12 protein-coding genes and 1 riboswitch are annotated in these 12,727 nt (G+C 44.4%); of the genes, 10 read left to right on the top strand and 2 right to left on the bottom strand.

Annotated elements, in window-relative coordinates; genetic code table 11:
• Positions 1–247 precede the first annotated feature (247 nt).
• From rplM to ACKA06_RS18305, 8 genes are all read left to right on the top strand, one after another.
• Positions 248–685: a 50S ribosomal protein L13 gene (rplM, locus tag ACKA06_RS18340; RefSeq protein ID WP_032085300.1), complete on the top strand. Its 438-nt coding sequence runs from the start codon at positions 248–250 to the stop codon at positions 683–685.
• A 22-nt stretch (positions 686–707) separates the two neighbouring features.
• Entirely contained in the window at positions 708–1,100 is a 393-nt protein-coding gene (gene rpsI / locus ACKA06_RS18335; RefSeq protein WP_032085301.1) for a 30S ribosomal protein S9, read from the top strand.
• Between the two features lie 918 nt (positions 1,101–2,018).
• A riboswitch (SAM riboswitch) is annotated at positions 2,019–2,122 on the top strand.
• A gap of 212 nt (positions 2,123–2,334) precedes the next feature.
• Positions 2,335–3,705, top strand: a complete 1,371-nt coding sequence (locus tag ACKA06_RS18330) for an LLM class flavin-dependent oxidoreductase (protein ID WP_411160352.1) — start codon at positions 2,335–2,337, stop codon at positions 3,703–3,705.
• 27 nt (positions 3,706–3,732) lie between these two features.
• Positions 3,733–5,241 carry a sodium:solute symporter family protein gene (locus ACKA06_RS18325; protein WP_411160351.1) on the top strand — a complete coding sequence of 503 codons (1,509 nt, stop codon included), beginning with the start codon at positions 3,733–3,735 and terminating at the stop codon, positions 5,239–5,241.
• 795 nt (positions 5,242–6,036) lie between these two features.
• A complete protein-coding gene (locus tag ACKA06_RS18320; RefSeq protein WP_032085304.1) occupies positions 6,037–6,483 on the top strand; it encodes a DUF2521 family protein in 447 nt (148 codons plus the stop codon).
• Positions 6,484–6,566: 83 nt separating this feature from the next.
• Positions 6,567–7,268 carry an N-acetylmuramoyl-L-alanine amidase CwlD gene (gene cwlD / locus ACKA06_RS18315; protein WP_032085305.1) on the top strand — a complete coding sequence of 234 codons (702 nt, stop codon included), beginning with the start codon at positions 6,567–6,569 and terminating at the stop codon, positions 7,266–7,268.
• Between the two features lie 160 nt (positions 7,269–7,428).
• A complete protein-coding gene (locus tag ACKA06_RS18310) occupies positions 7,429–8,223 on the top strand; it encodes an STAS domain-containing protein (RefSeq protein WP_411160350.1) in 795 nt (264 codons plus the stop codon).
• A 228-nt stretch (positions 8,224–8,451) separates the two neighbouring features.
• Positions 8,452–9,501: an Mrp/NBP35 family ATP-binding protein gene (locus ACKA06_RS18305; protein ID WP_032085307.1), complete on the top strand. Its 1,050-nt coding sequence runs from the start codon at positions 8,452–8,454 to the stop codon at positions 9,499–9,501.
• 202 nt (positions 9,502–9,703) lie between these two features.
• Here the strand turns inward: ACKA06_RS18305 and gerD are convergent, their stop codons facing one another.
• Positions 9,704–10,354: a spore germination lipoprotein GerD gene (gerD, locus tag ACKA06_RS18300; protein WP_411160349.1), complete on the bottom strand. Its 651-nt coding sequence runs from the start codon at positions 10,352–10,354 to the stop codon at positions 9,704–9,706.
• A 148-nt stretch (positions 10,355–10,502) separates the two neighbouring features.
• Between gerD and ACKA06_RS18295 the strand changes: the two genes are divergently transcribed.
• Positions 10,503–11,135 carry a KinB-signaling pathway activation protein gene (locus ACKA06_RS18295; RefSeq protein WP_032085309.1) on the top strand — a complete coding sequence of 211 codons (633 nt, stop codon included), beginning with the start codon at positions 10,503–10,505 and terminating at the stop codon, positions 11,133–11,135.
• Between the two features lie 42 nt (positions 11,136–11,177).
• Here the strand turns inward: ACKA06_RS18295 and pdaB are convergent, their stop codons facing one another.
• Entirely contained in the window at positions 11,178–11,927 is a 750-nt protein-coding gene (gene pdaB, locus ACKA06_RS18290; protein ID WP_032085310.1) for a polysaccharide deacetylase family sporulation protein PdaB, read from the bottom strand.
• A gap of 140 nt (positions 11,928–12,067) precedes the next feature.
• On the opposite strand from pdaB, the gene ACKA06_RS18285 reads away from it, so the two are divergent.
• Entirely contained in the window at positions 12,068–12,298 is a 231-nt protein-coding gene (locus ACKA06_RS18285) for a hypothetical protein (RefSeq protein ID WP_032085311.1), read from the top strand.
• The last annotated feature ends 429 nt before the right edge of the window (positions 12,299–12,727 follow it).

The following is a 12,727-nucleotide window of genomic DNA, read 5'->3' as shown; positions in this document are numbered from 1 at the left end:
CCGAGGAGGCTCACGGGTCACCCGCGGAAAGCGAAGGGTATTCAGACTGCGGACTAAGTTTAGAGAATAGTAACTGGAAATAAACTTTTTTTCTAAAACAACTAATCCTGGTGTAACATCCCCTTGACAATCATCTGGGAACAAGATATTATAGCATATGGTATGTTATTAACCCCACGATAAGCCCCGGAATCTTATTGTGATTAGAAAATAAATACTACGGATTCATTTAATAGGAGGTAAACTCATGCGTACTACGTATATGGCAAAAGCCAACGAAATCGATCGTAAATGGTACGTTGTAGATGCTGAAGGCAAGACTCTTGGTCGTCTGGCTAGTGAAGTAGCTTCAGTTCTACGCGGTAAACACAAACCAACTTTCACACCACATGTTGACACTGGTGATCACGTAATTATTCTTAACGCTTCAAAAATCGAATTGACTGGTAAAAAGCTTACTGATAAGATCTACTACCGTCACAGTAACCACCCTGGTGGTTTGAAGCAGCGTACTGCATTAGAAATGCGTACAAACTACTCAGAGAAAATGCTAGAGCTTACGATCAAAGGTATGCTTCCTAAAGGTTCTCTAGGTCGTCAAATGATCAAGAAGCTACATGTATACTCTGGATCTGAGCATCCACACCAAGCACAACAACCAGAAGTTTACGAACTTCGTGGATAATTAAAAAGAGGAGGTTATTATCTTGGCTCAAGTTCAATATTACGGAACTGGTCGTCGTAAGAGCTCAGTAGCTCGCGTACGTTTAGTACCAGGTAACGGTAACATTGTTATCAATGATCGTGAAGTAGAAGTATATATCCCATTCGCAGCACTAAGAGAAGTAATCAAGCAGCCACTAGTTGCAACTGAAACTCTTGGTAACTATGACGTTTTAGTAAACGTACACGGTGGAGGTTACGCTGGTCAAGCTGGTGCGATCCGTCACGGTATCGCTCGTGCTTTACTACAAGCTGATCCTGAGTACCGCGGTTCTCTAAAACGCGCTGGATTGTTAACTCGTGACGCTCGTATGAAAGAACGTAAAAAATACGGTCTTAAAGGCGCTCGTCGTGCACCACAATTCTCAAAGCGTTAATTTGCTTACAAGAGACTCTCAACCTTTTGGTTGGGGGTCTTTTTTATTGTGTGGTTTGGGTGTCGAGAATGCGGAGGTTGTATGGCAGACGTTTGTCGAAAAATCGGCAGTTCGCACTTAATAGGTGAATTTCGCACTTATATCAGATTTTCCGCTCTTATATTGGGAATTTCGCACTTATATCGGCAGACCCCGCACATATCTATGTACAGGATTTTGAAACATCTCATCGTTTTTCCTTAATTTCCCAAGTGGCGGAATTATCCTGAAAATCGAAAGATAAGTGGAGGAAATTAAAAGATTAATGGTCAAAATTAAAAGATTTTCGGGCTAAATTCGAAGATTATACAGCAAAATTAAAAGATTACTTCAAGTTCGTTTTGAACCGCCGTGCCATTCCTGGGTTTTGAAAGCCAGATGAACGTCAAAGCCGGTATTTGGTGGTCCATTCCACATTATAGTTCGCCTTATCGTCAGGTTTTCGTCCTTATTGTCCTGAAATTTGGATTACCGCGAACGTTAATCTGCTTTCATCAGCAACACTCACCACAAGGACGGATTTCTCACACTATAAGATCGAATTAACTTTTAAAAAAACCGCCGGACCTGTCCCCATGGCTCCTCCCCCAACAAAAAACTCACAAAAAGGATCATTTATAACTAGATTCTCCACCATATATAGTTCATTATTCCTTTAAAGTAAAAGAGTCTCTCCCGAATTAACTGCCAATAAAGGCTGGAACATCAAGATTTTCTATTAAAACACTCTTTTAGATTTAAGAATAAAGGTAAGCGTTTCCAAATTTAAACTTGTGACCATCTTCACAAATCAGCCCACTTATAAATTAAAATTCTGATTTGACAGATTATTCCGACTCCGTTATGATGATAAAAATTCGAACAACACAACTGAATAAATCCTTATCAAGAGCCGGGGGAGGAATCTGGTCCCGTGATCCCGCAGCAACCGTTACTTGTAACAAGGTGCTAATTCCAGCAAGCAGATGCTTGAAAGATGAGTGGATGGTATAGAATTGAACCTCTTCCTCATCGGGAGAGGTTTTTTCGTTGCAGCAGATAGTTGGTGAGTCGCTGTTTCTAAACCAAGTATAACGATAAGAATACTAACACTAAAAGTCACAACCCTACCTACTCCCATCTCATCACCCAGCATCATATCAATCCAATCCCAAGCCACGGCCAATCAATTTTTAAGAAAAAGGAGACCTGTCCCATGAAAAAACAAATTCATCTAAACGGCTTTATTCAAAATTCGCCTTCACCGCATTCAACAGGCTTATGGAAGCATGAAAAAGATCAAGGTACTTCTCATAACAGCCTGGCTTACTGGATCGAAACCGCAGAGACGCTCGAACGCGGGAAATTTGATGCGATGTTCATCGCGGATGTGCTTGGTACATACAGCGTATATGAAAACAGTCATGATGCAGCGGTCAGGGGTGCAGTGCAGCTGCCTGCACATGATCCGGTCATTCCAATTTCAGCGATGGCCGCCGTAACTGAACACCTGGGATTCGCCCCGACCATTTCGACTACCTATGCAAAGCCTTATTCACTGGCACGGCAGTTATCGACGCTCGATCATCTGACAGGCGGAAGAATTGCGTGGAATGTGGTTACCTCGTATCTGGAGAGTGAAGCCGTGAACCTTGGGCTTTCGGGCAGGCTTCCGAAGGAACTGAGATATGACAGAGCCGATGAATTTCTCCAGGTCGCTTATAAATTGTGGGAGCACAGCTGGGAGGACGAAGCGGTTGTTTATGATAAAGAAAATGATACCTTTGCGGAACCTGAAAAAGTTCACCCCATCAACCACGAAGGAGAATTCTTCAGTGTGCCGGGTCCTCATCTGGTGGAGCCGTCGCCGCAGCGCACCCCGGTATTATTCCAGGCGGGATCTTCCCCTAAAGGCAGGGATTTTGCAGCAAAGCATGCCGAAGCGGTATTTACAAAAAATCACTCACTGGACGGGCTGAAGCTTTATACATCGGATATCCGGAGACGGGCAGAGGAACAGGGAAGAAACCCGGCCGAGCTCCTGATCTTCCCGATGATCCTGCCTATCATAGGTTCATCAGAGGAAGAAGCATATGCCAAATATGAAGAACTTACAAACCATGTCAGCTACGAAGGAACGGCATCTCTTTTATCAGGTCATACGGGTATTGATTTCTCGCAATTCGACCCCGATCAATATATCGAAGACATTGAAACGGATGCAATGCAGGGGAATCTCGATATGTACGGAAAAGATCCGAACAAAAGGTGGACGCTCCGGGAAGCGATCAAGAATCACGGCCTGGGTAACGGGACGGTCAAGTTCATCGGCACCCCTGAGCAGATTGCGGATGAAATCGAAAGATGGGCTGTAGAAGGGGACGCGGACGGCTTCAATATCGCCCAGACGTATTCACCGGGCACCTTTACCGAGTTTGTCGACCATGTTGTCCCGGAACTCCAGAAGAGGGGGATTTACCGGACTGATTATGAAGGCTCCACCCTGAGGGAAAACATGTTTGGCAGAGGCCGGAGACACTTGCCTGCTGATCATCCTGCCAAGAAGCTTGTACCGGTTCATTCATAAAACACTGAAAAAAGAAGGGAGAAGAAAATGAGTCAAATTGCATTATATACATGGATAGGATTTGCCATATTTCTTGCAGCGATGTTCGCGCTGGGCTTTATCAGTATGAAAAAGACGAAAAGTGTCAGAGATTTTGCCATAGGCGGGGGGAACCTTGGCCCTTATGTCCTGGGGCTTTCCTTTGCCGCCACGTACTTAAGTGCCGCCACCTTCCTCGGTTACCCTGGCTGGTCGCATGATTGGGGACTATCGAATCTTTGGCTGTTCCTGGCAATGATCGGCGGGGGGCCGATCGGCGTATTGATGGTAGCCAAGAAAGTCCGGAAGCTCAATAATGAACAAAAGTCGCTGTCGCTTCCCGACTGGCTGGGGGATTTTTATAACAGCGATCTTCTCCGGGTGGGTACAGGGTTGATTCTTTTGTTCAACATTTTTTATATAGCCGCCCAGTTTGTTGCAGGGGCCCGCATCTTTGAATATCTTCTCGGCATGTCCTATCAGGGCGGATTGATTTTTATAGCCGTGATTGTTGTGCTTTACGTCTTTGGCGGAGGGGCATTCGCCGATATTTATACGGATGCCGTCCAGGCGGTGATGATGGCCGCGGCCGGTGTGTTTATTTTCATTTCAGGGCTCGTCCTCTTCTGGAAGGGGAGCATCCAGGCGACCTTCAGCGGCATCAGCGGGAAATTGGCTGGACAGGATGTGAATCTGATCCAGGCTTTCAACCCCGATTCTGCTCATTTCTCTTCCCTGAGTTTAGTGACAGGGGCGATCGTGATTCAGTGGGCATTTGCCTCAGCCCCCCATCTGTTTAACAAAGTGCTCGGGCTGAAGAGTGAAAAAGATTTAGGAAAAATGATTTTGACTTATGTGATTACCGCCGCGTTATCAGTTTTGGTGTTATTCGGAGGGATTTACAGCAGGGCAGCCCTGGGAGATAACGTCGCTGCTCCTGATCTGGCACTGATGGAATATGCAGTCTATGCATTTCCGGCAGTCATCGTTGCCCTTTTGGGAGTAGTGGTCCTTGCTGCGGCGATGTCGACAACGGATGGATTGTTTGTTTCGATTTCGACTGTTTTTGCCAATGATATCTTTTTGAAAGTATTGGTGAAAAGAGGAATCGTGAAAGTGAGCGACGTGAAAGCAGAAAAGATCGCGCTGCAGATCAGCCGTCTTTCAGTGCCCATCATTGGGGTCCTGGCATACTTGATTGTGCTGAAGCCGCCCGCGTATATGGGAGATATCATGTGGATCGGCATTTCAGGAATCGCAGCCGGAACGATGGGGCCGATTTTACACGCAGTATACGGCCGTAGAAAAGCATCTGCAAGGGCAGCGGAACTTTCCATGTTGCTCGGACTGCTTTCTTACCTCATCCTATACTTTGGGGGAATCGTACCAAGCACCATGGCAGCGGGAGCAGTTTCAACCTTCATCGGCATCGCCGTGATCACAGTGCTCGCCCCTATCTTGAAAGAAAAACAACCGCAAACCAGCCAAAGGCTCGAAAAAGTCTACAATATTAAGTAAAGGAAAGGATGAAACAACATGTTCGTTAACGAAATGCTCTCAATCTGGCTCTACGGCTTCATCACCTTCCTCACCATCATCGGATTGTCGTTGTGGAAGTGGTATTTTACGAAATGATGATCAACGAACCTGTTCTGGTTTTAGTTATAGTCCTCTAACTCCGCTTTTGATTTCCGTGGAAGACTTCGCTTTCCGCGGGCGGTTGCTGAGCCTCGGTCATGGGGGTAACTGTCCAGCTCCAGGGCTTAGAGGCACAAGTCATAAGCCAAATCGACCAAGAAGGCAAAGAACGCCTTCGTGGCCGATTCGTCTTATGCCACACGCCTCTGAGCAAAGCCCTTCCGCTTTTCGATTAGGAGTCTTCGTCTTCCACTCCAATCAAACGCTGGAACGAGCTAAAAAATAAAGTATTTTGTATTACTAATAAAACCTTGAAATGATTTAAATGAAAGTTCGGGTTTTTATAAAATAAGACTTAATGAAGCGTGTTTTGTATTTGGATTCACTTTTCATTAGGTAATATTTTTGGGAATAGCCTTTGTTAAAGAATCAAACCTCAATAAAACCTAGAGTGGATTGGAGCGGAAGGCAATTGACTCCGGCGGGATGTAGAGGAAAAGTCGAGACCCCGCAGGCATATGTGCCGAGGAGGCTCGACTTCCTCCCCGCGGAAAGCAAGATAAGGGAACAGTTTTTAGAGAATAAGCCAACTGATTTCCCAATAAAATTGGTAACAGTTACTCGAATGAAGACTTCTCTTAAGAAGGAAAATACGTTCAAAGGGGTGGATCTACATTGAACGTTATTACAACCTTCAATACAAAGAGAAGAGAAAAGCAAATCAAGACAGAAAGAAAACTGCTAAAGGAAATTTCAATAAAAATGCTCCAGGAAAGTGTCCGGAAGCATTTTGGATATATAAAGATTCAAGGCGGCGTATTCATGCAGCAGGGTTTTGATGAGGCGTGCTTCGATGTCGCGATTGAAGCCTACCTCCTCGGGGGTAAAGTGAGTAAATTTGGATACAGCGGGGAAGACAGGGAGGCTGTGAAGAAGCGGTGCAGTGAAGAATTGAAACACTTCATCGATACACTTTATAACTTCTGGCTGTACTGGTCCGAGATGGGCATCTCCAATCAAGTGGATGAATCCATTTTCTACAGCTGCGAGCATTTTGTGGAGACATGGTGGTCGGAGGGGTATGAAAAGGGAATTAAACGCCGTAAGCTTCGGCTCCACTGATTTTTTTTCAGTTCTAAAATGGTTTCTTGTCCCATATTTTTAGTAAAGAGAAAAGCGTGGTTACTGAAAATAGGGGGAGAGACATGAAACAGAAACTGAAACTTGCAGGGATCATTGCCGCCCTCGGAATCCTATTATTTATCGTTCAATATAAAATCATGGATAAAGATACGTGGGACTCATGGAACCTTCCCTTGTCAGGAAAGATCATCTATATTGATCCGGGGCATGGCGGTCCAGATGGAGGTGCGGGGGATGAAAAGGCCCTTGAGAAAGATATCGCCCTGAATGTGTCATTGATGATCAGGGACTATCTTCAGGAGCAGGGGGCGCTTGTGCTGATGACACGTGAAGAGGACAAGGATCTTGCCCCGGAGGATATGAAGGGGTACAGCAGGAGAAAGGTAGAGGACCTTCACAAACGTCTCAAGCTGGTCAATGAGTCTGAAGCAGATATGTTCTTAAGCATCCATTTGAATTCCATTCCTTCTCCAAGGTGGAGCGGAGCACAGACATTCTATAATCCAAAGTATGAAGAAAACAAAGCCCTTTCAAAAGCCATCCAGAAAGAACTCACCCGCAACCTTGAAAACACAACCCGTGAAGCGAAAGGTCTTCAAAGTGTGTATATCCTGAAACATGCGAAAAAACCGGGCGCTTTGGTGGAAATCGGCTTCCTTTCAAACGCGGAGGAGCGGTCTAACCTCCTTAAGGAAGATTACCAGGAAAAAGTGGCTGCCTCCATATACCAGGGAGTCCTGAACTATCTTACCGAAAAAGAATGACAACAAAAGCTTCTCCTCACCATAGGAGCGGCTTTTTTATTTTTTGTGAAAAACCCGAAACCACGTTAAGAAAGTTAAAGGCAGGGGTATAGAGTATTAGAAACTTCGAAGTAGTCTACACTTGAAGTAAACAAGTTATCAGGATAGGAAGGGTTCAAATATGAAAGCAGCGACTATCGAAACTCTTGAACAGCATTATCAGGATCTATATTCGAAATGGATCCGGGATCTTGATGAGACAACAGACAAGTTGAATATCTCTTATTACCAGAACACCCACGTGAAGAATGAATTATTCGAATCAATCTATAAAAGTCTTCAACAGGAGAATGAAGACTTCATCAGGGAATTCAACGATTTGTATAAAAAAATTGTAGAGAATAATGAAGCCCTTGAATTTATTTCTGCCGGATACCAGTCTTTTCGGCGGGCTGCATTGGAAATTCTTTTAAAAGATGAGTTGACTAAAGAAGAGGTATTGGGTTTTTATATGGAAATCGATCACTGGTTTGATCCCGTCTTCAATAAGATGATCAGTATGTGTACGGATACCTGGGAAGAAACGTTTAACATGCAGAGACAGACACTTGTTGAATTGTCTGCACCCGTCATTCAATTATATGATCATATCTCGGTGATGCCTTTAGTAGGGAATATTGATGAAGAACGGATCAGCAGGATCAAAGAAAATCTGCTCGAAGGGGTGACGAAATATCATTCTTCCATTGTCTTCATGGACATAACAGGCGTACCGGTATTGGATACATTTGCAGCCCAGGGAATCATTGAATCCACAAAGGCGGCAGGGCTGCTCGGTGCTGAATGCATCCTCGTCGGCGTACGTCCGGAAATTGCCCAGACCCTCATCAACCTGGGAATCGATCTGAAAGAGCTCAGGACATTCAGTTCCCTCAACAACGGTCTGATTTTTGCACAAAATCAAATGAATCATTAGCAGCAAATAAAAGAACTGTCATGACGGCGGTTCTTTTTTTGCCTAAACGCGCTCAAAGGATAACAATATCTGGGTGCCGGCGGGTGTGTAAAGCCTTCAGCACCAAATTCCGCTCACCTTCAATAGTATATGCAGAAAGTATTCCAGCCCTTTTTACAGTTATTTCTGACAACGATATGTTATACTGATAATGGGTGTAAACGAATACATAAAAAAGGGTGGTTATTCATGTTAACAGAACAACAGACTCGCGATCTTTTATCACAATTAGAGGATCCTTTTTTACATAAAACGTTAAAAGAAACGAACGGTATTGTGGAAGTGAGTGTAAAAGAAGAAAAAGCACATGTCAGTGTGAAAATTGCGCTCGCCAAGACCGGTACAGGCGAACAGATGCAATTCCAGCAAAAGGTCGTTGAATTATTAAAGGAAAACGGGGCGGGAACAGTTGGGATCCGTTTTACGGAACTCCCGCAGGAAGAGCTTGAAAAACACCGCGGTACAGGCGGGGAAGGCACCGATTTATTGTCTCCTGCCAGCAAAACAACATTCATTGCCATTGCCAGCGGTAAAGGCGGTGTAGGTAAATCGACGGTTTCAGTGAATCTTGCCGTGGCACTTGCCCGCCAAGGAAAGAAAGTTGGATTGATCGATGCTGATATTTACGGATTCAGCGTCCCAGATATGATGGGGATCGTAAAGCGTCCGGTCGTCCGAGGTGAAAGAATTATCCCGGTAGAACGTTTTGGCGTAAAAGTCATCTCAATGGGCTTCTTCGTCGAGGACAATGCTCCAGTTATATGGAGGGGGCCGATGCTCGGGAAAATGCTGAACAACTTCTTCTCGGAAGTAGAGTGGGGAGATCTTGATTATCTTCTTCTCGACCTGCCGCCGGGTACGGGGGATGTGGCACTGGATGTTCACACGATGCTTCCGCACTGTAAGGAAATCATCGTTACAACCCCTCATCCGACCGCTGCCTTTGTAGCGGCCCGTGCAGGAGCGATGGCGCTGCAGACGGATCACGATATCCTCGGTGTCATTGAAAATATGTCTTACTTTGAAAGCAAGCTGACCGGTGAGAAGGAATTCGTGTTCGGACAAGGCGGAGGAGAGAAGCTGACGGAAGAACTCCGGACCGACCTGCTTGGCAAATTACCGCTGCAGCAGCCTGATTGGAATGAAGAGGATTTCGCTCCTTCCATTTATGCTGAAGACCACAGGCTCGGACAGATTTATGGGGAGATCGCCCATAAAGTCATAGATAAATTATCCTGAGAAAATGAAAAGGACAAATAGCGGGGGAGCACCCTCTGCTATTTGTCCTTTTTTGTGTTGGAGTTGAGAACTGGCAAAGCACCAGCCCCTTAAGATGTTCCATGCCGGCAGCTGGTGTCAAATAATGACTTCACCTGGCCGGCCTAAGACGCTTGCCGTCTGAACAATGCTTCTTCGCCTTTCATAGAGGGGCCCGGGTTTATCAGCCGCCGCTGCCCGAAGAACCGCCTGCACCGCCACCGCCGCCTTGACCGCCTCCGGTTTGGCCGCTTTGACTGGCACCGCCGCCGTCTTCTCCTTGTTTGCCACCTCCGGCTTCCTCCGCTGCTTTCAGGAGAATATCCTGCATTTTAGCTTTGAACAATGGGCTTTCAAATGTTTCAAGTATCACTTTTTGAAGATGTTCGCGGAACTCTTTGCTCTTTAAGGCCTCTGTCAATTCTTTCTGGAATTCAGGGTCCTTCATCAAATCCATCATCATCCCCTGGTATTCAGGGTCTTTCATTAAATCCTTGAGCAGCTTTTCGTTGCCGTCCTTCATGCTTTTGGCCATGGTTTCGGCAAACTTTGGATCTTCAAAGGATTTCTTCCAAAATTCTGTGCCTTTTTCTGACGTAAGGGTTTTTGATATGGTATCTTTTACTACTTTCTGATCCATAATAAGCTCTGACTTCATCTTATCGTCTGACATTACTTCCTGGATGGCTTTTTTTCCATCATCGGTCTTTAATATATCGACAACCATTTTCTTGGTTTCTTCATAATCCATTTTACTGCTGCCTGTGTCTCCGCCTCCGCCGCAAGCGGCCAAGAGGAGCATTGGCAGGAGAAATAGAAAGGAATATTTTTTCATGGGTAGGCTCCTTCCATACAAATTCCCTTACCTTTAATATGAGAAGTTGCGAAAAAAATATACACATCCGGCACTGGAACCTAGATTTTTTAGGGAAGCGTTGGTACAATCAACAGAGTGTATATTATATAGTTGGGGGAAAAATGAAGTGACCATCCGAAATTGGATTCGTTTTTTTGTACATACATTGGTTCTCGGCGGTGCCGTGACAGCGGTTGCATCTCTGTTCATCAGGTGGGATCAATACAGCCCGTTCATTCAAGACGGGGATGTAATCGGCATATTATCCAGCCTTTTATGGTTTTTATTCGTTGGATTTACATTCAGTGTCATCAGTCAAATGGGATACTTTGCATATCTGACCATTCACCAATTTGGAATGGGAATGTTCAGGGGTTTTTGGAATTCCGTTCAGCTCGTTTTGATTGCTTTTGTGTTATTTGACCTTATTTACTTCCGGTTCCGGGCTTTTGCAGAAGAAGGTTCTTCTTACACTCCGTATATCCTATTGGGAATAGGCATCCTGCTTGTGGGGATGATTGTTGCCTATGCGAAGAATCAACAATCGGAATCGAAGACCAACACTTTTATATCAGCATTATTCTTCATGGTCGTCGTCACCACGCTGGAATGGCTTCCGGTGCTCCTGGTGAACTCCATTAAGTGGTTGTATCTAATGTTGATCGCATTATTGGTATGTAATGCCTATCAGCTGCTGAAGCTTCCTAAATACATCGAGCAATCCCAAATCGAAAGACAGAATAAACAACAGAAGAATTAAAAAAGACCCCGGAAGAGTGCAATATGCCTTTCCGGGGTTTTCTTATTGAATTAAAGATGATTTCGCATCTCCGTTTGAGATCATATCCGATACCGACACAAAACTCCCTTTTCCTCTAAGAGTCTTTACGATGGCCGGCAGTGCATTTTTGGTCTGCTTTGCAGAATCGGATGCATGGAGGAGGATGATATCCCCTTTCTTCGCATCCTTCACATTGTTGATGATTTCTTCTGTTCCTGGATTGGTCCAATCTTTGGAGTCGACGCTCCAATGAACGACTGTTAACCCCAGACTATCCGCGACCTTCAATGTTTCCTTGTTAAAGTGACCGGTGGGGACACGGAGAAGCTTTACATCTTTTACATTCAATTTTTCAAACACATCATCAGCTTTCGTAATATCTTGCCGGATCTTCTGGGGCTCCATATCCGTATAATCAGAGTATGCATACCCCAAATTCCCGATTTCATATCCGGCTTTGACGATCTCCTCAACCAGGTCGGGATGACGCTCAGCCCATGATCCGGAAAGGAAAAAGGTCGCCGACTGCACCTTTAGCTTTTTTAATTCATCCAAAATCGGTTTTGCCTTCTCATCTCCCCACCCAACATTGAAAGTCAGGGCAACTCCTTTTTCTCCCTTATAGATCGCCTTTGGACCATCTTTAGTTCCGAATACAGGGACAGAAGAGAGCGTACCGCTATAGACAAAAAGGGCGGTAAAGAAAGAGATGATGATGACGAGACTGATCTGCTTCATTCTTTTCGCATTGACGGTATAGAAAACATTCATTTCATAATCCCTCCGTGACGTATATCTCTATTAAAGATATGCATGTCCCCGGAAAAAATATCTAACTTCAGTGAAAAAATTGATTATAATATCCCGCTTATGGAAAAAACTACAAATAACAACATAAAGGGGTGACTTACTTGCTGGGGTTAATGATTGACGACAGAGAAAGACAAGAACTAGAATATCTGTTGAAAAGAGAAATGGATGAAATCCTATTCGACATGAAAGATGCCCGGATTGATCATATCGTAAAAAGGGCCATGGACGAACGATATAAAATATTGTTTTCTCTATTCCGCAGATTTGCAAGTCATAAAGAATGCCTCAAATATATGAAGAACAGCAGTGCTAAAAAAGAAAAATACTGAAACGACCAGCGGCTATTTAATGGACGGGCCTCCCGGAGGGGAGGAACCATTCTCATTGAGCAGCCGCTTTTAAATGTCATGAACTTAATCATTTGTAAAAAAATCTTTAAAAACGTATTGACCCCGTAAAAAAAACTTGGTATATTATTAAACGTCGCTGTTGCGCTATCGAATATCTCGAAAACGCCCTGAAAAATATTTTTAAAAAACAGTTGACATCACATTGAAAAATGTGATAAATTAATAAAGTCGCTTCAAACGAAGCACGCAACAAATTGAACCTTGAAAACTGAACAAAACAAGACAATACGTCAACGTTAATTTTAGATTTACCGCAACGATTTAATCGTTGCAAAAAAGAGCTATTCAAACTTTTATCGGAGAGTTTGATCCTGGCTCAGGACGAACGCTGGCGGCGTGCCTAATACA

It is taken from the genome of Rossellomorea oryzaecorticis, assembly GCF_045897515.1.
In the GTDB taxonomy this organism is placed as follows: Bacteria; Bacillota; Bacilli; order Bacillales; family Bacillaceae_B; genus Rossellomorea; species Rossellomorea enclensis.
This window is presented reverse-complemented; position numbering and strand designations above follow the sequence as displayed.